General features: G+C 72.3%; 22 protein-coding genes and 5 pseudogenes. 17 read left to right on the top strand and 10 right to left on the bottom strand.

Annotated features, from left to right (window positions below; all coding sequences use genetic code 11):
• Positions 1–143 precede the first annotated feature (143 nt).
• Positions 144–377, bottom strand: a complete 234-nt coding sequence (locus ACIGQF_RS22605; protein WP_399712990.1) for a hypothetical protein — start codon at positions 375–377, stop codon at positions 144–146.
• A gap of 161 nt (positions 378–538) precedes the next feature.
• Positions 539–917, bottom strand: a pseudogene (locus ACIGQF_RS22600) (substrate-binding domain-containing protein).
• 343 nt (positions 918–1260) lie between these two features.
• On the opposite strand from ACIGQF_RS22600, the gene ACIGQF_RS22595 reads away from it, so the two are divergent.
• The 3 genes and pseudogenes from ACIGQF_RS22595 (at position 1261) to ACIGQF_RS22585 (ending at position 3947) form a co-directional block, all read left to right on the top strand.
• Complete coding sequence (locus tag ACIGQF_RS22595; protein WP_399713584.1) at positions 1261–2451, top strand: NAD(P)/FAD-dependent oxidoreductase; 1191 nt, start codon at positions 1261–1263, stop codon at positions 2449–2451.
• Between the two features lie 96 nt (positions 2452–2547).
• Positions 2548–3480 (top strand): annotated as a pseudogene (locus tag ACIGQF_RS22590) (2-oxoadipate dioxygenase/decarboxylase family protein).
• 68 nt (positions 3481–3548) lie between these two features.
• The gene (locus ACIGQF_RS22585; RefSeq protein ID WP_399712987.1) at positions 3549–3947 is read left to right on the top strand and encodes an Imm7 family immunity protein; all 399 of its coding nucleotides are present in this window, start codon (positions 3549–3551) and stop codon (positions 3945–3947) included.
• On the opposite strand, the pseudogene ACIGQF_RS22580 reads toward ACIGQF_RS22585, so the two are convergent.
• From ACIGQF_RS22580 to ACIGQF_RS22565, 4 genes and pseudogenes are all read right to left on the bottom strand, one after another.
• A pseudogene (locus tag ACIGQF_RS22580) lies at positions 3937–4152 on the bottom strand (cytochrome P450); the annotation flags it as partial. The gene ACIGQF_RS22585 and the pseudogene ACIGQF_RS22580 sit on opposite strands and share 11 nt — an antisense overlap.
• Positions 4153–4249: 97 nt before the next feature.
• Positions 4250–4531 (bottom strand): metal-sensitive transcriptional regulator, encoded by a 282-nt coding sequence (locus tag ACIGQF_RS22575; RefSeq protein WP_399712985.1) that lies wholly within the window; start codon positions 4529–4531, stop codon positions 4250–4252.
• Between the two features lie 13 nt (positions 4532–4544).
• Positions 4545–6815 carry a heavy metal translocating P-type ATPase gene (locus tag ACIGQF_RS22570; RefSeq protein WP_399712982.1) on the bottom strand — a complete coding sequence of 757 codons (2271 nt, stop codon included), beginning with the start codon at positions 6813–6815 and terminating at the stop codon, positions 4545–4547.
• A gap of 94 nt (positions 6816–6909) precedes the next feature.
• Positions 6910–7209 (bottom strand): heavy-metal-associated domain-containing protein, encoded by a 300-nt coding sequence (locus ACIGQF_RS22565; RefSeq protein WP_399712979.1) that lies wholly within the window; start codon positions 7207–7209, stop codon positions 6910–6912.
• A gap of 188 nt (positions 7210–7397) precedes the next feature.
• Between ACIGQF_RS22565 and ACIGQF_RS22560 the strand changes: the two genes are divergently transcribed.
• From ACIGQF_RS22560 to ACIGQF_RS22535, 6 genes are all read left to right on the top strand, one after another.
• Entirely contained in the window at positions 7398–8351 is a 954-nt protein-coding gene (locus ACIGQF_RS22560; protein ID WP_399712976.1) for a hypothetical protein, read from the top strand.
• The gene (locus tag ACIGQF_RS22555; protein WP_399712974.1) at positions 8348–8515 is read left to right on the top strand and encodes a hypothetical protein; all 168 of its coding nucleotides are present in this window, start codon (positions 8348–8350) and stop codon (positions 8513–8515) included. The genes ACIGQF_RS22560 and ACIGQF_RS22555 overlap by 4 nt, the downstream gene beginning before the upstream one ends.
• A 138-nt stretch (positions 8516–8653) precedes the next feature.
• Complete coding sequence (locus ACIGQF_RS22550) at positions 8654–9091, top strand: hypothetical protein (RefSeq protein ID WP_399712971.1); 438 nt, start codon at positions 8654–8656, stop codon at positions 9089–9091.
• Positions 9088–9669, top strand: coding sequence for a hypothetical protein (locus ACIGQF_RS22545; protein ID WP_399712969.1), 582 nt, complete (start codon positions 9088–9090; stop codon positions 9667–9669). Before ACIGQF_RS22550 ends, ACIGQF_RS22545 begins: the two co-directional genes overlap by 4 nt.
• A gap of 12 nt (positions 9670–9681) precedes the next feature.
• Positions 9682–10902, top strand: coding sequence for an MAB_1171c family putative transporter (locus ACIGQF_RS22540; RefSeq protein ID WP_399712966.1), 1221 nt, complete (start codon positions 9682–9684; stop codon positions 10900–10902).
• Positions 10899–12458 carry an amidase gene (locus tag ACIGQF_RS22535; RefSeq protein ID WP_399712963.1) on the top strand — a complete coding sequence of 520 codons (1560 nt, stop codon included), beginning with the start codon at positions 10899–10901 and terminating at the stop codon, positions 12456–12458. Before ACIGQF_RS22540 ends, ACIGQF_RS22535 begins: the two co-directional genes overlap by 4 nt.
• Positions 12459–12713: 255 nt before the next feature.
• On the opposite strand, the gene ACIGQF_RS22530 is transcribed toward ACIGQF_RS22535, so the two are convergent.
• A complete protein-coding gene (locus ACIGQF_RS22530) occupies positions 12714–12959 on the bottom strand; it encodes an FCD domain-containing protein (RefSeq protein ID WP_399712961.1) in 246 nt (81 codons plus the stop codon).
• A 1-nt stretch (position 12960) separates the two neighbouring features.
• Between ACIGQF_RS22530 and ACIGQF_RS22525 the strand changes: the two are divergent.
• Both ACIGQF_RS22525 and ACIGQF_RS22520 read left to right on the top strand, forming a co-directional pair.
• Positions 12961–13194: pseudogene (locus tag ACIGQF_RS22525) on the top strand (substrate-binding domain-containing protein); the annotation flags it as partial.
• An 89-nt stretch (positions 13195–13283) separates the two neighbouring features.
• Positions 13284–15662, top strand: coding sequence for a molybdopterin-dependent oxidoreductase (locus ACIGQF_RS22520; RefSeq protein ID WP_399712959.1), 2379 nt, complete (start codon positions 13284–13286; stop codon positions 15660–15662).
• 57 nt (positions 15663–15719) lie between these two features.
• On the opposite strand, the gene ACIGQF_RS22515 is transcribed toward ACIGQF_RS22520, so the two are convergent.
• Positions 15720–16295, bottom strand: a complete 576-nt coding sequence (locus ACIGQF_RS22515; RefSeq protein ID WP_399712956.1) for a TerD family protein — start codon at positions 16293–16295, stop codon at positions 15720–15722.
• Between the two features lie 148 nt (positions 16296–16443).
• On the opposite strand from ACIGQF_RS22515, the pseudogene ACIGQF_RS22510 reads away from it, so the two are divergent.
• Positions 16444–16668: pseudogene (locus ACIGQF_RS22510) on the top strand (ArsR/SmtB family transcription factor); the annotation flags it as partial.
• A 171-nt stretch (positions 16669–16839) separates the two neighbouring features.
• Complete coding sequence (locus ACIGQF_RS22505) at positions 16840–17253, top strand: tellurite resistance TerB family protein (protein ID WP_399713581.1); 414 nt, start codon at positions 16840–16842, stop codon at positions 17251–17253.
• A gap of 148 nt (positions 17254–17401) precedes the next feature.
• On the opposite strand, the gene ACIGQF_RS22500 is transcribed toward ACIGQF_RS22505, so the two are convergent.
• Complete coding sequence (locus ACIGQF_RS22500; RefSeq protein ID WP_399712954.1) at positions 17402–17665, bottom strand: GlsB/YeaQ/YmgE family stress response membrane protein; 264 nt, start codon at positions 17663–17665, stop codon at positions 17402–17404.
• Between the two features lie 108 nt (positions 17666–17773).
• On the opposite strand from ACIGQF_RS22500, the gene ACIGQF_RS22495 reads away from it, so the two are divergent.
• Positions 17774–18571, top strand: a complete 798-nt coding sequence (locus tag ACIGQF_RS22495; RefSeq protein WP_399712951.1) for an aminoglycoside adenylyltransferase family protein — start codon at positions 17774–17776, stop codon at positions 18569–18571.
• On the opposite strand, the gene ACIGQF_RS22490 is transcribed toward ACIGQF_RS22495, so the two are convergent.
• The gene (locus ACIGQF_RS22490) at positions 18513–19508 is read right to left on the bottom strand and encodes a DMT family transporter (RefSeq protein ID WP_399712949.1); all 996 of its coding nucleotides are present in this window, start codon (positions 19506–19508) and stop codon (positions 18513–18515) included. The genes ACIGQF_RS22495 and ACIGQF_RS22490 overlap by 59 nt on opposite strands.
• A 109-nt stretch (positions 19509–19617) precedes the next feature.
• Between ACIGQF_RS22490 and ACIGQF_RS22485 the strand changes: the two genes are divergently transcribed.
• The 3 genes from ACIGQF_RS22485 to ACIGQF_RS22475 all read left to right on the top strand — a co-directional run bounded on the left by ACIGQF_RS22485 (position 19618) and on the right by ACIGQF_RS22475 (position 23819).
• A complete protein-coding gene (locus tag ACIGQF_RS22485; protein WP_399712946.1) occupies positions 19618–20454 on the top strand; it encodes an AraC family ligand binding domain-containing protein in 837 nt (278 codons plus the stop codon).
• A gap of 365 nt (positions 20455–20819) precedes the next feature.
• The gene (gene proP, locus ACIGQF_RS22480) at positions 20820–22352 is read left to right on the top strand and encodes a glycine betaine/L-proline transporter ProP (RefSeq protein ID WP_399712943.1); all 1533 of its coding nucleotides are present in this window, start codon (positions 20820–20822) and stop codon (positions 22350–22352) included.
• 264 nt (positions 22353–22616) lie between these two features.
• Positions 22617–23819, top strand: coding sequence for a hypothetical protein (locus tag ACIGQF_RS22475; protein ID WP_399712940.1), 1203 nt, complete (start codon positions 22617–22619; stop codon positions 23817–23819).
• The last annotated feature ends 5 nt before the right edge of the window (positions 23820–23824 follow it).

Genomic DNA, 23824 nt, shown 5'->3' with positions numbered 1-23824 from the left:
CTGCGCGACGGATCCTGGCGGCCACCCGCAGCGGTGCCGCCCGCCACCCGGGCGTCGCGCAAGCGCTCGACCTCATCAAGACGACACCGTCCGGCCTGTTCCCGCCCGGCAGAAGATGGCCGTACGCCGAGCGTGGTCCATCGTCAGGCGTGGTCGACCAGTTGGGCATGGCCCTTCTGCCGTGCGCAGTGGGCGCAGCAGTAGAACTGGCCGTCCGACTGCAGGCCGTGGCCCAGGATCCGGCACTTGCAGTTGTCGCAGATCGGGGCCATGCGCTGGGCCGCGCATTCCAGGCTGTCGAAGACGTGCACCGCTCCGGCGGCACGCACTTCGAACGCCAACTCGTAGTCATTACCGCAGACTTCGCACTCCGCCATGGGGAATCCCTCCATCCGTCTCCGGCGACGGGCGGGGCAAGGGTCGCCGCACCCCCAAGTTCCCACCGGAACGGGAGCCGCGCCAGCACACAACGAGCCGGTGCTTCGCCACCCTGAGCGCGTTGCGTCCGTGCGCGGGTGTCGCCGTCTGCCGGCGGCGCTCACCCGTCGTCGCGCGGGAGGCCCGTCGACGCCCGCACCACGAGCTTCGGGGCGAGTACCGCCTCGCGCGGCGCCACCCCCTCGCCCTCCAGCCGCTCGACGGCGAACCGTACCGCGTGCCCGGCCAGCCGGGCCGGGTCCTGGCGGACGGTGGTCAGGCCCACGGGCATGAGGTGCGAGAGATGGCTGTCGTCGTACCCCACCACCGACACATCGCCCGGGACGTCGAGCCCGGCCCGGAATGACGCGGATGTCGTCGCCGAGGCCGTGGCGGTGCATCGCGGCACGGTAGGTGCGCCGCCGTTCCGTCGAGCCGGGGTCGCGTCCGCCGCCGACGTGGACGATCCTGCGGTGCCCGAGACCGAGGAGGTGGTCCATGGCCTGACGTACGCCCTTGGCTTCCGCGGTGTGCACGTTGTCGATGTGGGCGCCGGTGATGCGGCGGCCGACGGACACCGCGACCGTGTGCCGCCCCAGCTGGGCGCCACCGCGGTGATCGTGCCGCGCCGGGTCGGCTCACCAGCGAACGCAACTGCGCACTCGCCCGGTCCGTACAGCGATCGTGAAGAGACCAGCCGAAGAGACCAGCGCAATCATTGGTGGACGTCAACGGACGGGCTGCTGCACGATGTCGGGCAGCCTGTTGATCGGCACCGCCCCGCACTGTCAGTCCGCGCCGCGCCCCGGACACCGAGGTCTCTGCACTCGCCGGGAGCGGCCTCTGGGAAGGGACCCGCCGTTGACCTCCGCCACCTTACGTACCGTTCCGTCCACCGCCGACGTCGTGATCATCGGCGGTGGGGTGATGGGTGCCAGCACAGCGTTCCACCTCGCCGAGGCCGGGGTGCGCAACGTCATCGTCGTCGAACGCGGTGAACTGGGCTGCGGCAGCTCGGGCAAGCCGATCGGCGGAGTACGCGCCCAGTTCTCCGACCCGCTCAACATCGAGCTGGGCCACCGCAGCCTCCACGCCTACCGGGACTTCCCGCGCCGGCCGGGCGCCGGCATCCGGCTCGACACCGTCGGCTACCTCTTCCTGCTCGACACCGCACGGCAGGCGAGGGAGTTCGAGGCCGGGGTGGACATCCAGAACGGCCTCGGCGTACCCAGCCGCATGATCGACCCCGACGAGGCGCAACGCCTGTGCCCCTACGTCAGCACCGACGGGCTGGTGGCCGCCGCCTACTCGCCCGCCGACGGCCACGCCCGCCCCGCACTGGTCGTACAGGGGTACGCGCGGGCCGCGGCACGGGCCGGCGTCGCCCTCGCCACGCACACGGCGGTCATCGGCCTCGACACGGCCGGCGACCGCGTCACCGGCGTGCACACGAACCGGGGCCGCATCGCCTGCGCCACGGTGATCTGCACGGCGGGCGCCTGGTCGGCCCGGATCGGCGACATGATCGGCACCCGCCTCCCGGTACGCCCCGTGCGCCGCCAGCTGTCGTTCACCGAGCCGCTCACCCCGCCCGCGCCCCGCATCCCGTTCACCATCGACTTCTCCTCCACCGCCTACTTCCACAACAGCGACGACGGGCTGCTGTTCGGGCTCGCCGACCCCGACGAGCCCGAGGGGTTCGACACCACCTGGACCCCGGAGTGGCTGGAGCTGTTCCGCGCCGCGGCACGCCGCCGTGCCCCCGCCCTCGCGGACATGCGGACGGACGGCGGGTGGGCCGGCCTGTACGAGGTCACACCCGACCACAACGCGCTGATCGGCCGCTCCGCCGAGTACCCCAACTTCCTGTACGCCGCCGGATTCTCCGGCCACGGTTTCCTCCAGGCGCCCGCGGTCGGCGAGATCATGCGCGACCTGTACCTGGAGCGCGAACCGTGCACCGACATCGCCCCGCTCGGCGCAGACCGCTTCCGCCAAGGCGCCGGAACCCGGCCCGAAGCGCATGTGGTGTGAGCCTGATGGCCCACGTGGTGCGAACTCGGCGCCGGCCGTCACCGATAGCCCACGTGGTGTGACCCCGACCCCGTCCGAAAGGCGGACCGGCAGACCATGTCAACGACCGGCCAGTGGCAGCTGCGCGCCGCGTTCGCGACGCGGCTGTCGGAGTTGTACGGGCGGGAAGTACCCGCCTGCACCACGCTCGTGGACGTCTCGCGCGAGGTCAACGAGGATGTCCTGCGCGCCCGCGGAGCCGACGCCGAACGGCTCGGCTCCATCGGCGGGGTGACCGCCGAACGGCACGGAGCCATCCGCGTCGGCACCCCGCGCGTCCTGGACATCGACGAGCTGTACCGGCGCATGACCGAGCGGGGCATCGAGATGATCGACGCGATCCAGGGGCCGCCGGCCTGGCACGGGCCGACGTCCTGCTGCGGCAGACCTCCTTCCGCGCCCTCGCCGAGAAGCGCGCGATGCGCACCCCCGACGGCACCGTCCGCACCGGCGCCCTGCGCGTACGCTTCGGCGAGGTCGAGGCCCGTGGCATCGCCCTCACCCGTGAGGGCCGGGCCCGCTACGACGAACTGCTCGGCCTCGTCGACCAGCAGACCGCGCAGGGCACGGGCGAGTCCCGCGCCGACATCGCCCGTGCGGTGTGGGAACGCCACATGCCCGCGAGCGAGGAGCAGCTCGCCGCCGAGGGGCTGGGCCATTTCACCTACCGCCTCGTCGCCGACCGGCCGCGGGACGGCAGCCGCCCGCCGTCCGGCCTTGGGTGAGCTGGTGCGGCAGGGCTGGGTCCGCGCGCGGCCCATCGTCTACGAGGACTTCCTGCCCCGCTCCGCCGCCGGCATCTTCCAGTCCAGCCTCACCGGCGAGGGCACCCGCGACACCACACAGGAAGGCACCGCCTACGACGCCGGCCGGCTCTCCGGCGGCATCGGAAGCGAGGTGCTCGACCCGTTCAGGCTCTACGCCCGGCAGCGGGGCGACTCCCTGGCACAGGTCGCCCGCGCACTGCAACGCGGCGACGTCCGCAGCTGATTCTTACCCCGTAAGGAGCGCCATGACCGCTGCCCACTGCGGCCGGTCGTCCTCACTAGCATCGCCGCATGTTCGAGTATCACGGCTGGATCACCCTCAGGGAGAGCACGGGCGACGACGACGATGTCCGAACGCGGGAGATCGTCGACGAACTGCGTCTTCGCGTCGCCGAGATCGACAGCCCGTACCTCCTCGACCTGAGGTGGATGAACGGCGACGCCTTCATCCACCTGGGCGGCCAGGCCAGTCACCGCTCGGCCAACGCCCTCGCCCTGCTGGAGCTGTTCGAGCAGGTGGGCGTGGTGGCGCCCGGCTCCTACGGGCTCCTCCACATCCGCGACGACGAGGACCCCGGCCACGAGAACGAGGTACGTGTGTTCAGGCTCGCCCGTGGCACGGTCACGCAGCACACCGAGGCGTTGCTCTCGCCGATCGTTCCGACGGTGGAGGATCCCTTCACCATGTGACGGGCCGTTCGTGCACGCCGTAGATGACGGCATCGTGTTTGAAGGGGAGTTGCTCCAGGTCGACGGCGGTACGCAGGGTGGGGATGCGGCGGAGGAGGGTGGGGTAGAGGGCCTGGAGCTCCATCCGGGCCGGGGGCCGGCCGACGCAGTGGTGGGTACCGGCGCCGAAGGCCAGGTGGCGGCGGGCGTTGCGGGTGATGTCCACTGCTCGGGACTGCTCGGATGGGCCACATCGCATGGCGCTGTGGGCTTGGGACACGGAAGACACCCTCCATACCCGTGGCGGGTATGGAGGGTGTCCGTCAGGTCCGCACGAGGCGGGCGATGGCCGCGGACGCCTCGCCGACTCTGGCCTTCGCCTGTTCGCCGCCCTCCACGATGGCCTCGGTGACGCAGCAGTCGAGGTGCTCGTCGAGCATGACCAGGGCGACGGACCGCAGCGCTGCGTTGGTCGTGGAGATCTGGGTGAGGACGTCGATGCAGTAGGTGTCCTGCTCGACCATCCGCTGTACGCCTCGTACTTGGCCCTCGATGGGCCGCAGGCGCCTGATGACGCCGTCCCGCTGTTCCTGGTACCCGGGCATCGTGGCCTCCGTGTCAGTGGTCCGCCGCTTGGAATCCCCGCAGCCGCAGGCTGTTGCCGACGACGAAGACCGACGAGAACGCCATGGCCGCGCCCGCGATCATCGGGTTGAGCAGGCCGGAGGCGGCGAGCGGCAGGGCGGCCACGTTGTAGGCGAAGGCCCAGAAGAGGTTGGACTTGATGGTGCCGAGCGTCTTGCGGGAGAGCCGGATGGCGTCGGCCGCGGCCCGCAGGTCGCCGCGTACGAGAGTGAGGTCGCCGGCCTCGATCGCGGCGTCGGTGCCGGTGCCCATCGCCAGCCCCAGGTCGGCCTGGGCCAGGGCGGCGGCGTCGTTCACACCGTCACCCACCATGGCCACGGACTTGCCCTCCTGCTGGAGGTGCTTGACCACGTCGACCTTGTCCTGCGGGAGCACCTCGGCGATGACCTGGTCCGGCGCGATGCCGACCTCGGCGGCGACGGACCGGGCGACCGCCTGGTTGTCGCCGGTGAGCAGGACGGGGGTCAGGCCGAGGGCGCGCAGCCGCCGGATGGCCTCGGGGCTCGTCTCCTTGACCGCGTCCGCGACCTCGAGGACCGCCCGGGCCTCGCCGTCCCAGGCCACCGCGATGGCGGTACGGCCGGCCGACTCGGCCTCGGCCTTCGCGCGCTCCAGCTCCGGCGGCAGCGTGATGGCCCACTCGGCGAGCAGCTTCTCGCGGCCGACGAGGACGGCGTGCCCCTCGACCACGCCCTGGACGCCGAGCCCCGCGACGTTGGTGAAGTCCTCGGGGGTGGGCAGCGTGCCGGTCCTGGCGGCGGCGCCCGCGGCGACGGCCTGGGCGATGGGGTGCTCGGAGGCGTGCTCCAGCGCGCCCGCCAGCCGCAGTACTTCGGTCTCGTCCGTGCCGTCCGCCGCGTGTGTGGCCAGCAGCGTCATCCGCCCGGTGGTGACGGTGCCGGTCTTGTCCAGCACGATGGTGTCGACCTTGCGGGTGGTCTCCAGAACCTCGGGCCCCTTGATGAGGATGCCGAGCTGGGCGCCGCGGCCGGTGCCGACCATCAGGGCGGTGGGCGTGGCCAGCCCCAGGGCGCAGGGGCAGGCGATGATGAGGACGGCGACGGCGGCGGTGAACGCGGCGGTCAGCCCCGCGCCGTTGCCCAGCCAGAAGCCGAGGGTGCCGAGCGCGAGCGCGATGACGACGGGGACGAAGACGGCGGAGATCCGGTCGGCGAGGCGCTGGGCCGCGGCCTTGCCGTTCTGCGCGTCCTCCACCAGCTTGGCCATCCGGGCGAGCTGGGTGTCGGCGCCGATGCGGGTCGCCTCGACGACGAGCCGGCCGCCGACGTTGAGGGTGGCTCCGGTGACGCCGTCGCCTGCGGTGACCTCCACGGGTACGGACTCGCCGGTGAGCATCGAGGCGTCCACCGCCGAGGCGCCCTCGACGACCGTGCCGTCCGTGGCGATCTTCTCGCCGGGGCGGACCAGGAACCGGTCGCCGACGCGCAGTTCGCCGACCGGGATGGTCCGCTCCCCGCCGTCGCGCAGCACGGTGACGTCCTTGGCGCCCAGCTCCAGCAGGGCCTTCAGGGCGGCGCCGGCCTTCCGCTTGGAGCGCGCCTCGAAGTAGCGGCCGGCCAGGATGAAGGCGGTGACGCCGGCGGCGGCCTCCAGGTAGATGTTCCCGGCGCCGTCGCTGCGGGCGATGGTCAGCTCGAAGGGGTGCGTCATGCCGGGCGTACCGGCGGTGCCGAAGAACAGGGCCCACAGCGACCACAGGAACGCGGCCGTCGTGCCGACCGAGATCAGGGTGTCCATCGTGGCGGCGCCGTGCTTGGCGTTGGTCCAGGCGGCGCGGTGGAAGGGCCACGCGGCGTAGGTGACGACGGGTGCGGCGAGGGTGAGGGAGAGCCACTGCCAGTACTCGATCTGCAGCGCCGGGACCATCGCCATCGCGATGACCGGTACGGCGAGCGCCACGGCGGTGATCAGGCGCTGGCGCAGCGGACGCAGCTCGTCGTCCGCCTCCTGGCCGCCTTCGGCCGGACCGTCGGTCCCCGGCGCGCCGGCCGGGGGAGCGGGCTCCTGCGCGCTGTAACCGGTGGCCTCGACGGTGGCGATCAGGTCGCTCACGGAGATGTCGCTCCGGTGCGTGACCTTGGCCTTCTCGGTGGCGTAGTTGACGGTGGCCTCGACCCCGTCCATGCGGTTGAGCTTCTTCTCGATGCGGGCGGCGCAGGAGGCGCAGGTCATGCCGCCGATGGCGAGCTCGACCTCGGCGGCGCCGGGGCTGGTGGTGGTCATGTCTGCTCCTCGCAGCTCACGGATGTGCGGACGGGGGACGGGCGGGGCTCGGGGGTTGGGATGGCCCCGCCCGTCCCCTGCTCTCCCTCGGCGGTCAGGCCCGGCCGGTGAAGTCGTAGCCGGCCTCGTCGACCGCCGAGGCGATGAGGGTGTCGTCGGGCTCGCCGTCGGTGGTGACCGTGACCAGGCCGGTCCCGATCTCCACCTGGACGTCGACGACGCTGTCCAGCCCGCCGACGGCCTTGGCGACGACGCCCTGGCAGTGCGCGCTGCCGATGCCGTCGACCCGGTAGACGACGGTCCGGCCCTCGGCGGTGGTGGTGGCCGGGCCGGCCTCCGGCGCTTCGGTGCTGTTGGTGTGGCAGCTGCCATCAGGGGTGCAGCAGGACGACATGGGTTCCTCCGGTAGCAGGGCCGTTACGGTCTGCCTTATACCCTAGGGGGGTATCTGTCGGCGTGGCTCCATGTATACCCCCTGCCGGTATGGGTGGCAAGGGCTCGGCTCGCTTGACGTAATACCCCCCAGGGGTACGGTGAGCTTGTCGGTCGCCCGCCGGGCGGCCCCGAAGGAGGGAGTGCGCCATGCGCACCGGAGTGAAGGTCGGCGTCTTCGCCGCAGCGCTCGCCGCGACGTTCGGTGCGGCCTACGGAGCCGGGAACGCGGTGGACCCGGTCGTGGACGGGACCGGTACGCGGCACGGACAGCACGCCGCGGGTTCGGAGGAGGAGCGTGGCGCGGACGCGCACGGCGAACACGGGGAGGGCGCCGCCGAGAGCGGGGCCGCCGGGCGCGGCGCGGCGACGCCGGGCGGACCCCAGGTCGCCGAGCGCGGCTACACGCTGGACCTCAAGGACCTCAAGAAGTCGGACATCAAGGCCAAGGCCCCGGCCGAGCTGCGCTTCGCGATCGTCCGGGACGGCACGGGCCGGCCGGTGACCGCGTACCAGCAGGAGCACGGCAAGGAGCTGCACCTCATAGTCGCCTCGCGCGACCTGACCGTGTACCGGCACCTCCACCCGACCCGCGCGGCGGACGGCACGTGGTCCACGCCGGTCGAGCTGCCCGCGGCCGGCGGGTACCGCGTCTTCGCCGACTTCACGCCGAAGGGTGAGAAGGAGGGGCTGACCCTCGGCTCGGACCTCGCCGTGACCGGCTCCGCCGAGCGGACCGAACTGCCGGAACACGCCACCACCGCGACCGTCGACGGCTACGACGTCCGGCTCGACGGCCACCTCGTACCGGGCAAGCCCGGCGAGCTGTCGCTGCGCGTGACGAAGGACGGCGAGCCGGTCCGCGACCTCCAGCCCTACCTGGGTGCGTACGGCCACCTCGTCGCCCTGCGCGCCGGCGACCTCGCGTACCTGCACGTCCACCCCAACGGCGAACCGGGTGACGGCCGGACGAAGCCCGGACCGGAGGTCTCCTTCACCGCGACGGCGCCGAGCAAGGGCACGTACCGCCTCTTCCTGGACTTCCGGCACAAGGGCACGGTCCGCACGGCGGCCTTCACCGTCCACGCGGGGGGAGGCCGATGACCTTGCGTACGGCGGCGCTGCGCCGGGCCGTCGAGCACCCCGTGGCGAGGCTGGTGGCCGTCGCGCTGCTCCAGGCGGTCGCGACCCACCTGGGGAAGGCCGCCGGTGAGGGCGGCTCGCGGACGTGTGCCGCCTGTCGGCACCGGGCCGGTGGGGCCCGCTGACGTCTCGGTTCGCTCACGGCTGGGAACGGGGGCTTCCGTACGCTCGATCGTCAACTATAGTTTAAGGCGATCGAGAGGGAGCATGACGTGGCCGCAGTGGATGACAGAGTCGATGCCGGGACGCCGGGGGAGGAACCCGTGGTTCCCGTACCCGCTCCTGGGGCTCCGTTCGCCGACCGGCTGAACTTCCTCTTCGACCGCGTACGCGCGCCGGGTGCCAAGGAGTTCAGCAACGCGCACGTGGCGCGGACGATCTCGTCCTACGGTGACGACAGCTTCACCGGTGCCTACATCGGCATGCTGCGCAAGGGGGAGCGCACCCCCACCATCACCCTCGTGCCCCTCCTCGCGCGGTTCTTCGGTGTGGAGGCCGGCTACTTCGTCGAGGACGAGATCACGCGCAAGGTCGCGGACCAGTTCGAACTCCTGCGGAAGCTCAGCGAAGCCGGCGTGCGGGAGATCGCCCTCCGCGCGATGGGGCTGTCCGACCGGAGCCAGCGCAAGGTCCTGGAGGCGATCGACGCCGTCCGGGAGCTGGAAGGCCTGCCCGACGACCCCGAGAGGGGCTCGCCGTGACGGGCCCCAGGATGCCGATGTGGCGAGGCGGCCGCGCGCGGCGCGGCCGGCGCGACCGCGCGGGCGACGAAGTGGAGCGCCGCAACCGCGAGTTCGTCGCGGAGCTGGACCTGCCGCCCGTCGACAGCGTCCTCGACCTGGTGCCGTTCATGGAGAACCGGTTCGGCCGGTCGATCCGGCTCATGCCCTTCACGCCGGACCCGTCCGACCCGGACTCGCTGGACTCCTCGGCGCCCTGCGGCATGTGGCTGGCCACCGGAACGACGGACTACGTCTTCTACGACACCGGCATCAGCCGCGCGCACGCCGAGGTCATCGTGGGCCACGAGTTCGCGCACATGCTCAGGCGGCACCGCGGCAAGTCGCCGGTCGACACCGGCAACCTCGGCGGCCTGATCACCGGCATCGACCCCAGCATCGTCCAGCTCGTCCTGGGCCGGACCCGCTACAACGAACCCGAGGAGTTCGAAGCCGAAATGCTCGGATCACTGCTGCAGGAGCACGTGAGCGTCTCCCGTGCCGCGGCCTCCCGCACCTCCCGGGATGCCGACCCCATCGCCCGTACCCTCCTGCGCTGACCGGATCAGGCTGTGAAAGACATACTCCACCCCCTGTGCCTGGCGATCGCCGGTACCGGGTTCCTCTTCCTCCTCCGCGACCTCGGCAGGAGCCGCCGCGACCGCGCCCTGGTCGCCCTGGCGTTCACCTACGGCTTCTCCGCGATCAGCTACGCCGTCTCCCTCACCTGGGTATGGGTGCGCATCGACGGCGTCCTCGGCATCACCAACTTCTCCGTGCCGCTCGCCCAGAGCTGCGTGATCCTCGTCTTCGCGCTCCAGGCCACCGTCCTCGCGTACTGGTCCAAGCCGGCGGCCGAGGCCCGCCGCCGCGGACGGGCCCTGCTCATCGCGGCAGCCGCCGTCATCGCCGGCATGACCGTACTGTTCGCGCTGCTCACCCCGGCGACGACCCGCCCCGCCGACTTCGCGACGTACTACGCGCACGACCCCTTCTACCAGGCGTACGTGCTGCTGTACTTCGGCACGTACACCGTCGCCGAGGTCTATCTGGCACGCTCCTGCTGGAAGTACGCCCGCACCGCGAGCAACCCGTCGATCGCGTGGGGCCTGCGGCTCATCACGGTGGGCGCGATCATCACCCTCGGGTACAGCACCATCCGGATCGGCGCGGTCGTCGGTGCCGAGGTCGGCTTCGACGTCCGGCACCTGGACCCGTTCGCCTGGGCCTGCGGCGACATCGGCGCCACCGCCACCCAGATCGGATACTTCCTCCCCACCCTGGCCCGACGGACCGCCGCAGCGCGCGACTGGACCACCGCACACCTCCACTACCGCCGCCTGCGCCACCTGTGGGCCGCGCTGGACCAGGCCGACCCCGGCATCACCCTGCGCCGCCCGGCCCCGCAGCGCGCCGCCCTGCTGCGCGGCCGCAGCGCCCACTTCCCGCTGCTCCGCCGCCGCGTGGAGATCCGCCAGGGCCAGAAGCTGCTCCGCCGCTACCTCGACCCGGCGGTACGGGAGGAGTCCACGGCCCGGCGCGGTGCCGAGGGCCTCACCGGCGCCGGCCTCGCCGCGGCCGTCACCGCCGACCAGATCCGCGACGCGCTCCTCCGGCACCGCGCCGACGAACCGGTCGACGCCCCGGCCGAGTACGCCGACGCCGAGCTGCCCCTCGACACCACCGAGGACGAGCTGACGCACCTTCAGCGCGTCGCCGCGTACTTCACCCCGCCGGCCGACGGCTCCGCCGCTCCCGCCGCGCACAGCGCCGCCCCGGGAGCCCGCCCGTGATCCGCCGCCGCAGCCTCCTCGCCACGGCCGCCGCCGCGACGGCCGCCCTGACCTCCTCCGCGGCCGCCCGCCCGCGCTCCGGCACCGGGAAGGCCGCCCGCCGCGCCCTGCACCTGGCACCCGCCCGCGCACAGCTCACCGCGCTGCGCCGGGGGAAGACCACCAGCCGCGACCTGCTGGAGCAGTACCTCCGGCACATCGCAGCGGCCAACCCGGGCCTGAACGCGATCGTCACCCTCGACGCCGACGGCGCCCGCGCGGCCGCCGACCGGGCCGACCGCCACCTGGCCCGTAGCGGCAAGCCGCTCGGCCCGCTGCACGGCCTGCCGCTCACCGTGAAGGACGCGCTGGAGACGAAGGGGCTGCGCACCACCTGCGGCTCGCCCGGCCTCGCCGACCACGTGCCCGCCCGGGACGCCGACGCCGTCGCCCGGCTCCGCGCGGCCGGCGCCGTCCTCGTCGGCAAGACCAACGTGCCGGCCCTGTGTCAGGACATCCAGACCTCGAACCCCGTCTTCGGCAGGACGGCGAACCCGCACGACGGCGGCAGGACCGCGGGCGGTTCCTCCGGCGGCCCGGCCGCCGCCGTCGCCGCCGGGCTCACCGCCCTCGAAGTCGGCTCGGACCTCGCCGGGTCCCTCCGCCTCCCGGCCGCCTACTGCGGTGTGTACGCGCTGCGCACCAGCTTCGGCATCGTGCCCACCCGCGGCCACATCCCGCGCCCGCCCGGCTGGCTGACCAGCTCCGACATGAACACGCTCGGCCCCCTCGCCCGTACGCCCGAGGACCTCGGTCTGCTCCTCGACGTGCTCGCCGCGCCGGCCCCGGCCGACGCCGCTGCCTGGCGGATCGACCTCCCGGCGCCGCGCCACCGCCGCCTCGCCGACTACCGGATCGGCATCTGGCGGGGCGACCCGTACTGCCCCGTCGACAAGGACACCCGGGCCCTGCTGGACACGGTCGGGCAGCGCGTACGGGCCGCCGGCGCCACCGTCGACGACACCACCCGACCGGTGGACCTCGCCGACAGCGATGAGCTGTTCCAGCGCCTGATGTACGCCACGGCGAGCGCGACGGCCACCGACGAGGAGTTCGCCGCCGACGTCGCGGCCGCGCGGAAGGCCCCGGCGGACGACCCGAACGCTCTCTATCTGCGTGCGCGGACCATGCGGCACCGGGACTGGCTGCTCGCCGACGAGGCGCGCGAAAAGCTGCGGGTCCGCTGGGCCGGCTACTTCGCCCGTCACGACGTGCTGATCACGCCGGCGGCGCCGACCGCGGCCGTCGAGGACCAGACCGGGGTCCCGGTGCCGCAGCGGTACATCACCGTCGACGGCGAGAAGCGCCCGTACTACGCCCAGACGACTTGGCTGAACCTGGCCGGTCACGTCCGGCTCCCGGCCGCCGTCGTCCCCGCTGGGAAGACCGCCGACGGGCTGCCGCTGTCCGTCCAGATCATCGGCCCCTACCTGGCCGACCGCACGGTCCTCCACGTGGCCGGGCACCTCGCGCGGCTCCTGCCCGAGCCCGTACGGCCGCCCGCTTTCACCACATGAGCGGGCCCCACTGACCCGGGTTCGTCCCGCCTCCACGGGGGTGGGGCAGGACGAGCCCGCACAGCAGAGGGCCCCGGGCCAACCAGCCCGGGGCCCTCTGCGCTGTCCGCCGGCATGGGCGGCAGCGCGTCATGGCATGCGAAGGGCCCGGATACCGACGGGGGATGCGGCATCCGGGCCAGTGATCAGCTTAGCCGGATGTCCCGCCCGACGGACAGTCAGGGGCCAAAAACCGCGCCCGACCGACCGATTCCGTCACGGGGGGGGGGAGCGCTCATCCCCCGTCTGCTGCGGTGTCGGCGGGGGCTGCAGGTTGGCCATGGCGGAGCTCATGTGCTCGTGCAGGATGGCCAATGCGACGTCGGCGTCGCCTCGTTCGACGGCGTCGGCGATGGAGGCGTGATGGGCCGCGGACATGGTGAGCTCACGCTGCTCGCGGGCGGTGCTCATCACGACGACGCGCATCGGGCCTTCCAGGTGGCGCCAGGTCGTCACCAGCATGGCGAGCTCCTTCCTGCCGCCGCTGACCGCCGTCCACCAGGACTTCGCGGAGGTGGGCCGCCGCTGCGTCGAAGGGGCGCTGCGCCAGAACGAGCCGACCCGGGGCACCACACTCGTACCGACCCGCCTCGTGGTGCGCCGGAGCACCGCGGCGCGGCCCGCACTCTCGGCGGTCGTCACCCCGCGTCACCCCACGCGTCTGCACCCATTCGGGCGTGCCGGCCCTTCCGGCTGATACCCGTCGCGATTGGCGGGCACCCGGACCACGCCACCCCGACCTGCCGACCCGCTACCCGTACCACCGCACACACGTGAGGCGACACAGTGACCTCGACCCCGAATTCAGGCGCCGGCACCCCCCGGCGCCTTCCCACGGCCACCCACTGGGGCAACTACGAGGTCGTCACGGACGGTGACGGCGGCATCGACAAGCTGGAGCCCGCGGCGGACGACCCCCGGCCCTCGCCCATCGGGCGGGGCGTGGCGGACGCCCACCACGCGCGCAACCGGATACTCCAGCCGATGGTGCGCCGGGGCTGGCTGGAGCACGGACCGCGGTACGACGGCGGCGGCCGGGGCGCGGAGCCCTTCGTCCCCGTCTCCTGGGACGAGGCGGGCAGCCTGATCGCGACCGAGCTGGACCGGGTGCGCGAGAGGTACGGCAACGAGGCGATCTACGGCGGGTCGTACGGCTGGGGGAGCGCCGGGCGGTTCCACCACGCGCAGAGCCAGGTGCACCGCTTCCTGAACGTGCTCGGCGGCTTCACCTCCTCCGTCGGGTCGTACAGCGCCGCGGCCATGGAAGCGGTCATGCCGCATGTGATCGGCGGCGGGCCGTGGAACGCCGTCGCGCAGAACCCCCTGTGGCGGGAGATAGCCGACCAGGGCGAGCTGGTCGTCTCGTTCGGTGGCCTGGCCGCCAAGAACGCCCAGGCCAACTCCGGCGGGGTCGGCCGCCACCAGGCGGTGGACTGGCAGCGGCGGTGCCGGGACAACGGCGTGGCGTTCGTGAACGTCTCGCCGTGGCGGTCGGACGCGCACGAGGCGCTCGGCGCTGACTGGGTGCCGCTGCGGCCCAACACCGACGTCCCGCTGATGCTCGCGCTGGCCCACGTACTGATCACGGAGGGGCGGCACGACGCGGACTTCATGGCGCGCTGCTGCACGGGCTTCGAGGTCTTCGAGCGGTACGTCCTGGGCCGGAGCGACGGCGTCGTCAAGGACCCGGCCTGGGCCGCGGAGCTCACCGGGGTCGACCCCGGGACCATCGTCGGCCTGGCCCGGCGGATCGCCCGCCACCGGACCGTCATCAACGTCAGCTTCTCGGTGCAGCGGCAGGACCACGGCGAGCAGCCGTACTGGACGGCCGTCGTGCTGGCGGCCCTCTCCGGCTCGATGGGGCGCACGGGCGGCGGCTTCGCGGCCGCGCTGGGCATCTCGCAGACCGGTGTGGAGCGCGAGCGCCACGCCATCGCGTCGCTGCCGCAGGGGCACAACGCGGTCGGGACGTTCATCCCGGTCGCGCGCGTCGCCGACATGCTGCTGCACCCCGGAGAGCCCTTCGACTACGACGGCCGACGGCTGCGCTATCCGGACATCCGCCTCGTCTACTGGGCGGGCGGAAACCCCTTCCACCACCACCAGGACCTGAACCGGCTGGTGCGCGCGTGGCAGCGGCCGGAGACCGTCATCTGCCACGAGCCCTGGTGGAATCCGCTCGCCCGGCACTGCGACATCGTGCTGCCCGCCGCGACCATGCTGGAACGCAACGACTTCGCCGCCGGCAAGACCGACCTGACGCTCTCCGCGATGCACCGGGCGGCCGAGCCTCCGGGGGAGAGCCGTACCGACTACGACGCGTTCAGCGAGATCGCCCGGAAACTGGGGCTGGAGAAGGAGTTCACCGAGGGGCGGACCGCCGATGAATGGGTCGAGGAACTGTACGAGCGCACCCGCACCCGGCTGGCGGAGACGGGCGTGGACCTGCCGGCCTTCGCGGACTTCTGGGCGGCGGGCCGGGGCCCGGACACGAGCCGGGGCCGGGGCCGCGAGGACGGCCATGTCGTCACGCCGCCGGTGCCCGACGGGCCGAACCAGTTCCAGCTGCTGCGCGAGGATCCCCAGGCCCATCCGCTCGCCACGCCCTCGGGCCGCATCGAGGTCTTCTCCCGTACGGTCGCCGACTTCGGCTACGACGACTGCCCCGGCCACCCGGTGTGGCTGGAGCCCCGCGAATGGCGGGGCGACACCCGGCAGCGCCACCCCTTCGACCTCATCTCGCCGCAGCCGGCGAACCGGCTGCACAGCCAGTACGACCACGGTGCGCACAGCAGGTCCGGCAAGATCCACGAGCGCGAACCCGTGACGGTCAACCGCCAGGACGCGGCGGCCCGCGGGATCAGCGACGGCGACGTGGTGCGCCTCTTCAACGACCGTGGCGCGTGCCTGGCGGGTGCCGCGCTCTCCGACGACATCCGGCCCGGCGTCCTCGCCCTGCCGACCGGTGCCTGGTACGACCCGGCCGATGCGGGGGCCGCCGGCAGCCTGGACAAGCACGGCAATCCCAACGTCCTCACCCGCGACCTCGGCACCTCCCGCCTCGCGCAGGGCCCGACCTCCGGCACCACCCTCGTCGCCATCGAACGCTACGACGGCGAACCACTTCCGGTAACGGCCTTCGATCCTGCTCCGGTCGGGCCCTGAGGACCGCCCCCCGGGCTCCTGCGCCGGAGATCCCGTATCCGAACCGCCCCCGGAGCGTCAGACGTTGACGCCGAAGTCGGCGGCGATGCCGGCGAGGCCGGAGGCGTACCCCTGGCCGACGGCGCGGAACTTCCACTCCGCGCCGTGCCGGTACAGCTCGCCGAAGACCATCGCGGTCTCCGTGGCGGCGTCCTCGCTGAGGTCGTAACGGGCGATCTCCTGGCCGTCGGCCTGGTTGACCACCCGGATGTAGGCGTTGCGTACCTGGCCGAAGTTCTGCGCGCGGGCCTCGGCGTCGTGGATGGAGACCGGGAAGACGACGCTCGCCACGTCCGCGGGCACGGCGGCGAGGTTCACCTTGATCTGCTCGTCGTCGCCCTCGCCCTCGCCGGTGAGGTTGTCGCCGGTGTGCTCGACCGAGCCGTCCGGGCTCTTGAGGTTGTTGTAGAAGACGAAGTGCTGGTCGGAGCCGACCTTGCCGGACGTGTCGCACAACAGGGCGCTGGCGTCGAGGTCGTGGTCGGTGCCCGTGGTGGTGCGCACGTCCCAGCCCAGGCCGATGACGACCGCGGTCAGCCCCGGTGCTTCCTTGCTGAGTGAGACATTGCCGCCCTTGGCCAGGGAAATTGCCACGTCGTTCTCCTCCGCTGGTGGTCTGCTGATGGTCTGCGATGCGTCAATGAAATCTACAGCACTGTAGAAGTTAACTGTGAGGGTCCCCGAGTGCGCTGCCGTCCCCATGAGAAGGTGAACCTTCCCACGCGACCATGAGGAGGCGGCGATGGACGAGGCGACGGCGGTCTTCCTCAAGGCACTCGCGAGCGACACCCGGCAGCAGATGCTGGCCCAGTTCTCGGGCGTCGGCGAACTCACCGCCGGCGAGATCGCCGAACGCAGCGGGCTGCGGCCCTCCACCGCCTCCGAGCATCTGCGTCTGCTGCACCGCGGCGGGCTGGTCGACGCCCGCAAGGAGGGCAAGCAGATCTACTACCGGATCGACAGCCCCGCGGTGGACCACCGGCTGTCGGTGCTGCGCGACTACCTCGACCACTGCCGGATACCGCCGACGGCTCCGGGGGACGCGCAGGGCCGCGCGGACGCCCATGCCGTCGACAGCGGCCGGGCGACGGGCGGACGCCACACGGTATGGAACCGCCTCAAGGGGTCGGTGTCGGCGATGCAGGCGCAGCTCGTGGCGCGCAAGAACGAGCTGCGGAGCGGTGCGTTCCGTGACGCGAGCATGGCCATGTGCGCGCTGGTGGCCGCCGCCGACGGCATCATCGACCCGGCGGAACGGCGCCGGGTCGCGCAGCTGATCGCCACCAACGAGGTGCTGCAGAACTTCGCCGCGGACGACCTCCAGCGCCGCTTCGAGGGGAACCTCGACCGGCTGGCCCCCGACTTCCGCGCGGGCACGGCCGCCGTGCTGCACGAGGTGGCCAAGGTGAAGAAACCGTCGGAGGCCCGGGCCGTCGTACAGATCGGCATCGTCATCGGCGTGGCCGACGGCGAGTTCGTCGAGAGCGAGCAGGCCGTCGTGCGCGAGGCGTGCCGGACGCTTGGGCTGGCACCGCGCGAATTCGGCCTGTGAGCGGCGGGCCGGCCGAGCGACCGATGAGCGACCGGCGAGCGGCCGGTGTACGGCCTGTGGGCCCCGGCCGGGACCCACAGGCGGCAGGGCAAGCGGCGTACGCGCAGGGTCAGCGGCGGTCCGCGCGCCCAGGCCCTACGCCGCAGGGTCAGCGGCGTGCCAGGGCGCGTTCCATGGCCATGACGCCGAGGGCCGCCACGGCGACCTGGATGCCCCACTCGATCCAGTCGACGCCCCTGGTGTCGGCGACGCCGAGACCCATCGCGATCCACGCGCCGACGAACGCCGCGACGATGCCGATCAGCATCGTCCAGAGAATGCCGATGTGCTGGCGCCCGGGGACGACGAGCCTGCCCAGGGCCCCGATGACAATGCCGATCACGATGGCGCCGATGATGCTTGAAGCTTCCATGCTCGATCTCCCGTCGCCCGGCTTGTGCCATGACGTGTGCCCCCGAGGCCCGCTCCCAGTCCACCCGGTGCGCGGGCGCCGACGTACGACGAAGAGGGTGAGGCAGCGATGACGCAGACCGACGACACGGTGCACCTGGTGCGCGAAGTGCTCGGCCCGGACGCCGTCGTGGGCATCTACCTGCATGGCTCCGCCGTGCTCGGCCGTACGCGGCCGTACAGCGATCTCGACCTGCTCGTCGTGTCGCGGCGCCGCATGACGCAGCCGGAACGGCGGGCCCTGACCGACGGCCTGCGGGCGCTCTCCGCGCCGACCGACGAGCCCGGCCCCCTCCGGCCCGTCGAACTCACCGTCGTCGTACAGGACGACGTCCGCCCCTGGCGCTACCCGCCCCGCTGCGAATTCCAGTACGGCGAGTGGCTGCGCGCCGAGTTCGCACGCGGCCTGCTGCCGCAGCCGGCACCGAGCCCCGACCTCGCCCCACTGATCACCATGACGCTTCAGGGCAACACACCGCTCACCGGGCCACCCCCGACCGACGTCCTCGCCCCGGTCCCGCCCGCCGACCTCCGCCGCGCGCTGGTCGCCGGCGTACCGGAACTCCTGGCCGACCTCGAACAGGACACCCGCAACGTCGTCCTGACCCTCGCCCGCATCTGGCACACGCTCGCCACCGGCACCCTCACCACCAAGGACGCGGCAGCCGACTGGGCCCTGACCCACCTCCCCCCGGAACACCACCCCGTACCGACCCGGGCCCGCGACATCTACCTGGGCCACACCCCCGACCACTGGCCCGACCTCCACCCCCACATCCACTCGTACGCCACCCGCGTCACCACCGAAATCACCCACTTGACCGGGGGAGACGCGTGGCCGTCGACTGATCGGAGGAGGTGGGTGTGAGAGTCCTCGGGGTGGCCGTCCGGCGCCGCGGCAGGCGGCCCTGGGTTGCGGCCAGTACGGCGCCGCACAGGAGGACCGTGGCGCCGGCTGCCTGTACTGGGCCGAAGGACTCCCCGAGGAACAGAGTGCCGCAGAGGGTGTTGACCACCGGGACGGTGAACATCATCAGGGAGGCCCGGGCGGGGCCTACCGCGCCCACGCCGCGGTAATAGAGGAGGTTGGCGACGGCGGCTGCGCCCAGGGCCAGGTACAGCGCGTTCAGCCAGACGCCCGGTGGCAGTTCGGTCCAGTGCACGTCCGGTACGGCGGGTGCGGCGACCAGGCCGAGCAGTACGGCGCCCGCGCAGGTGGCGTACGTCGTGGCGCGCAGGGGGGCGACGCCGGCGAGCACCCGCGGCCCCGCGAGCGTGTACGCGGCCCAGCACGCCGCGCTGAGCAGGAACAGCGCGTCCCCGGCGAGCCGTGACGGGCTTCCCTGGGCGCTGCCGCCCGCGCCGAGGAAGAAGATCACCGCTCCGGTGAGCCCGAGCGCCAGCCCCGCCAGCCGCGCCCACGAGGCCCGTTCGCGCTTGGTGACCAGCAGGAACAGGCTGGTGAGTACCGGACTCATGACGGGGATGAGAATTCCGGCGTCGAGCGAGGGCGCGAGCGAAAGCCCCCAGAAGAACGCGCTGTTGTAGGCGAAGACTCCGAGGACGCCCGCCAGCGCGGCGCGTCGGCCCGCGCCCCGCGGTGCCTGCGCCGCCGCCCGCCGGTCGCCCAAGAAGTGCAGCGCCACCAGCAGGGCGAGCGCGGCACCGCCGAAGCGCAGCAACGCGGCGACGGAGTGCGGTACGTACGCCACCACCGACTTGGAACTGGCGAAGGCGCTGCCCCACAGCACCATCGTCACCGACAACATCGGATACGGGCTCTGTACGCCCTTCTTCGCTGGCATGCCCCGACTCTGGCGCCCGGCCCCCGGCCGCGTCTTGAACGCTGGTGCGCGCCCGGCGGCCGACCCGGCCGGCGGCGCCGCCGCGCCGGTCACGGGCCATAATGCGGCCATGGCGACGCGCGGCAGCTGGGTGCGGTACTGGCGGGACGGCACCCGTCCCGTGGAGGCCATGCACGCGCACTTCCGCGACCACGTCTACCCGCCGCACAGCCACGACACGTACTCCTTCGGCATCACCGACGCCGGTGCCCAGCGCTTCCGCTGCCGGGGCGGGGCCCACACCAGCGGCGCCGGGATGGTGATGGCGTTCAACCCGGACGAGGTGCACGACGGCCGGGCCGCGGCCGAGCTGGGCTACCAGTACCGCATCGTGCACCTCGGCCCCGCCGTGGTGAGCGACGTACTCGCCGACGCCACCGACGGCCGGTCCGGCGCCCTGCCGCTGTTCCCGCACCCCGTGCTGACGGACCCGCAGCTCGCGGACGCGCTCGCCCGGCTGCACGCCGCGCTGGCGGGCACCACCGACCCGCTCGTCCGCGACGAGCGCCTGACCGCCGCCGTCACCGCGATGACCCGCCGCGGCACCACAGCGGCCCGGCCCGCCGCGTTCGCCGTCCGCACGCCGGCCGACCGGGCACGGCGCCAGGCGGCCCGCCGGGCGCGCGCGTTCCTGGACGAGCGGTACCTGGACCCCGTGCCCGCCGAGCAGCTGGCGGCGGCCGCCGGCTGCAGCCGGTTCGCGCTCTACCGCGCCTTCCGCACCGAATACGGTCTCGCCCCCAGCGACTACCAGCGCCAACTGCGCCTGCGCCGGGCCCGTTCCCTGCTGCGGGCGGGTGCGGCTCCGGCCGACGCCGCGGCCGCCACCGGCTTCGCCGACCAGCCCCACTTCACCCGCTGGTTCCAGCGCGTGTACGGGGTGACCCCGGCCGTCTTCCGCGGCTGACCCGCGAGCGCCGCGGGGCGCGCCCGAGGCCCCGCGCCCGATCGGGTGACGGTGCGCCCGGACCCCCGATCGCCATCAAGGTCGTTTGCCCGCGTACATGTGGGTAGACGGGGGCCGGTGGGAGCTTACGGTACGCACGGCACGCGAGCTGGCAAACTGTGTCCAGTGGGGCAAAACGGCAATAGGATGACGAAAGCGTGCCAGTCGCTGCGATCATCCACGCTCCGGACGGCACCCGCCCACGCCACCCGACCCGACGACGAGTACGCGGAGCCATGAAACACGGGCAGAACGAACGATCCAGGCAAGCGCGCAAGGGAACGCAGTCCGCCGGGTACGGATCGGGCAGCGTACGGACCGAGCGCATGGTGCGCACGCTACTCCGCCGACGCAAGAACTCGGTGGACCCCGAGGACGTCACCGTCGTCGACAAACCCCAGGTCAGACGGGCCGTTTCGGCGGCGGCGCTGGGCAACACCATGGAGTGGTTCGACTTCGGCGTCTACGCCTACGTCGCGTCCACCCTCGGCAAGGTCTTCTTCCCCTCCAGCTCGCCCGGCGCGCAGGTCATCTCCACCTTCGCCACGTTCGCCGCGGCCTTCCTGGTGCGGCCGCTCGGCGGCCTGGTCTTCGGGCCGCTGGGTGACCGCATCGGCCGGCAGCGGGTGCTCGCCGCCACCATGATCATGATGGCGATCAGTACCTTCGCGGTGGGTTTCCTGCCGAGTTACAGCGCCATCGGCCTGGCAGCCCCGATACTGCTTCTCCTCTGCCGGCTGGTGCAGGGCTTCTCGACCGGTGGCGAGTACGCCGGCGCCACGACGTACATCGCGGAGTACTCACCCGACCGCAAGCGCGGCTTCCTCGGCAGCTGGCTCGACTTCGGCACCTTCGTCGGCTACTCGCTCGGCTCCACCCTCGTCACCGTCCTGACCGCCGTGCTCAGCGACGAGCAGATGCTCTCCTGGGGCTGGCGCATCCCCTTCTACGTCGCCGGGCCGCTCGGCCTGATCGGCCTCTACATGCGGATGAAGCTGGAGGAGACCCCGGCCTTCCAGGAGGTCGAGGCCAAGCACAAGGCGGCGGCGGAACAGGGCGGCTCCCTGGAGGAGGACCCGGTCGAACAGGCCCGGATGTCCGGCAAGGGCCGCCTGAAGGAGCTGTTCACCCACCACTGGGAGGCCATGCTCATCTGCATGGGCCTGGTGCTGCTCTACAACGTGACCAACTACATGGTCACCTCCTACCTGCCCACCTACATGACCAGCACCCTCGGCGAACCGAGCCTGACCGCCCAGCTGCTCGTCCTCGGCACGATGGTCCTGGTCGTCCTGACGATCACCACCGTCGGACGGTACTCGGACCGCTTCGGGCGCCGCCCGATGTTCCTGTGGGCGGGCGCGGCGATGGTCGTCCTGGCCATCCCGGCGTTCCTGCTCATCAAGCAGGGCGGCATCCTGTTCCCGGCCCTGGGCTGTGTCATCCTCGGCCTGCTGCTCGTCTGCTTCGCCGGGACGAGCGCGTCCACGCTCCCCGCGCTCTTCCCCACGCATCTGCGGTACGGCGGTCTCTCCGTCGCCTTCAACGTCTCCGTCTCGATCTTCGGCGGTACGACCCCGCTGGTGGCCTCGGCGCTGGTGGAGTCCACGGGCGACAAGATGGTGCCCGCGTACTACTTGATGGCGGCGGGCGTCATCGGCGTCATCTCGGCGTTCTTCCTGCACGAAACGGCGGGCAAGCCGCTGCGCGGCTCCTCGCACATGGTCGAGGACGAGCACCAGGCCCGCCAGCTGGTCGCCCGCAGCCGTACCCGCGCGGGCCGCCGCGCCCGTGACGTCTGGATCGGTCTCCGTCACGGCCGCCTGCCGCGGCATCACGAGCGCAAGGACGATGAGTAGCCCGATAACCGCATAAGTTCCCCCTCCCTGTGCCCGCCGGTCCTTACCCGATCGGCGGGCACGGATGTACTTGAGGGCAGAGTGCGTGCCGACGGAGCGGCCGGGCGGGGTGGGCGACCGGTCAGGGGTCTACGGTGGCCGGTGGGGCCGCGGCGGCCGGACGAATTGCTGTGGCCGGATCGCATGCGCCAGCAGGAAAGTGAGTGGGACTTGGTTACGCGTCGGCGTCTACTGGCACTGTCGGGCGGGGCTCTGGGGGCTCTGGTGGCCGCGGGGTGCTCGACCGGTGAGAAGAAGCCCGGAGGGCAGGACACCGGACGCGCGACCGGTTCCGAGGACGGCCGCGACGTTGCCGGAAGAAGCGCGACCGCGGCGCCGAGCGGCGCACTGGGCGCGAACTTCAACGAGGACCCGGACAGCGTGACGTTCGACGAGCTGGGCGATCTGTCCGCCGGCTGGCTCCGCGGATTCGTGCCGATGCCCGAGGTCAAGGCCGACGCCGCCCAGCAGCGGGCGGTCAAGAAGCTGCTGGACGCCCAGAAGCAGGGTTACCGCACGGTGCTGTCGCTGAAGTTCCCGTACAACCACCGGGCGCTGCCCCGCACCGACAGCGCGGAGATGACCGCGGAGCTCGACCGGGTCGACCGGGTACTGCACGCCGTCCTCGACACCGTCGACGTCCTGGCCATCGGCAACGAGCCGTTCATCGAAAGCCTCCAGTCGGACCGCGACTCGGGCGCGCTCAACGCGTTCTACGAGAAGGTCGCCGCCCACGTCATCGCGTACCGCAAGAAGCACTTCCCCAAGGGCTGCCGGACCCGCCTCTACATGGGCGCGCTCAACTTCCTGGACCAGCCGGACAAGCGCACGAAGGCCACTGACCGCTGGCTGGCCTACGCGCGCGCCACACCGGAGATCGAAGGCGCGGACATCCACCCCCACGTGGACGGTCCCGAGGCGGTCCAGGCCTACCTCGACTACACGCTGCCCCGGCTGCGCAAGGACCAGAAGTTCCTGGTCACCGAGTTCTCCCTGGTGCGACTGTGGAAGCAGCACCTGACGGACACCGTCCCGGCCGAGTACGCGAGCCGCTACCGCCTCGCGCCGGACACCCCGGTGTGGCAGGCGATCAAGGACGCCCTCGCGCACCCCGTGCCGGAGCAGCAGTGGCACGACTTCCTCTCCATGAGCCCCTGGTTCGAGAACCACAAGCATTTCCTGCGCAACCAGGTGCAGAAGTTCCGGAACACCGGGCGCCTCGCCGTGGCCACCTACGGCGTGACCCAGGCCGCCGCCATGGCGCAGGACTTCGGGCCCCAGAAGGACCCGTGGCTGCTGAACAGCCTCTACGCCAACCGCACCGTCGAGCGTCCGGCCGGCGGCCTGCCGGCCCACAACTACGGCTTCTTCGACGACTTCAAGGCCCTCCAGCGCCCGCAGGACCGCCGGCCGGTCAAGAAGTCCTGACGCGT

The organism is Streptomyces sp. NPDC053560 (assembly GCF_044544605.1).
Taxonomy (GTDB): Bacteria; Actinomycetota; Actinomycetes; order Streptomycetales; family Streptomycetaceae; genus Streptomyces.
The sequence above is the reverse complement of the archived record's forward strand: the minus strand, read 5'-3'. Positions and strand labels throughout refer to the sequence as shown.

Bases quoted from the DNA above. Each gene is read 5' to 3' on its own strand.
- ACIGQF_RS22560 (WP_399712976.1), top strand. From the start codon at position 7,398: ATGCGCACCGGAGTGAAGGTCGGCGTCTTCGCCGCAGCGCTCGCCGCG.
- ACIGQF_RS22530 (WP_399712961.1), bottom strand. From the start codon at position 12,959: ATGCTGGTGACGACCTGGCGCCACCTGGAAGGCCCGATGCGCGTCGTC.
- ACIGQF_RS22490 (WP_399712949.1), bottom strand. From the start codon at position 19,508: ATGCCAGCGAAGAAGGGCGTACAGAGCCCGTATCCGATGTTGTCGGTG.
- ACIGQF_RS22505 (WP_399713581.1), top strand. From the start codon at position 16,840: ATGCAGGCGCAGCTCGTGGCGCGCAAGAACGAGCTGCGGAGCGGTGCG.
- ACIGQF_RS22500 (WP_399712954.1), bottom strand. From the start codon at position 17,665: ATGGAAGCTTCAAGCATCATCGGCGCCATCGTGATCGGCATTGTCATC.
- proP (WP_399712943.1), top strand. From the start codon at position 20,820: ATGGTGCGCACGCTACTCCGCCGACGCAAGAACTCGGTGGACCCCGAG.
- ACIGQF_RS22495 (WP_399712951.1), top strand. From the start codon at position 17,774: ATGACGCAGACCGACGACACGGTGCACCTGGTGCGCGAAGTGCTCGGC.
- ACIGQF_RS22570 (WP_399712982.1), bottom strand. From the start codon at position 6,815: ATGACCACCACCAGCCCCGGCGCCGCCGAGGTCGAGCTCGCCATCGGC.
- ACIGQF_RS22575 (WP_399712985.1), bottom strand. From the start codon at position 4,531: ATGCCCGGGTACCAGGAACAGCGGGACGGCGTCATCAGGCGCCTGCGG.
- ACIGQF_RS22565 (WP_399712979.1), bottom strand. From the start codon at position 7,209: ATGTCGTCCTGCTGCACCCCTGATGGCAGCTGCCACACCAACAGCACC.
- ACIGQF_RS22585 (WP_399712987.1), top strand. From the start codon at position 3,549: ATGTTCGAGTATCACGGCTGGATCACCCTCAGGGAGAGCACGGGCGAC.
- ACIGQF_RS22605 (WP_399712990.1), bottom strand. From the start codon at position 377: ATGGCGGAGTGCGAAGTCTGCGGTAATGACTACGAGTTGGCGTTCGAA.
- ACIGQF_RS22485 (WP_399712946.1), top strand. From the start codon at position 19,618: ATGGCGACGCGCGGCAGCTGGGTGCGGTACTGGCGGGACGGCACCCGT.
- ACIGQF_RS22555 (WP_399712974.1), top strand. From the start codon at position 8,348: ATGACCTTGCGTACGGCGGCGCTGCGCCGGGCCGTCGAGCACCCCGTG.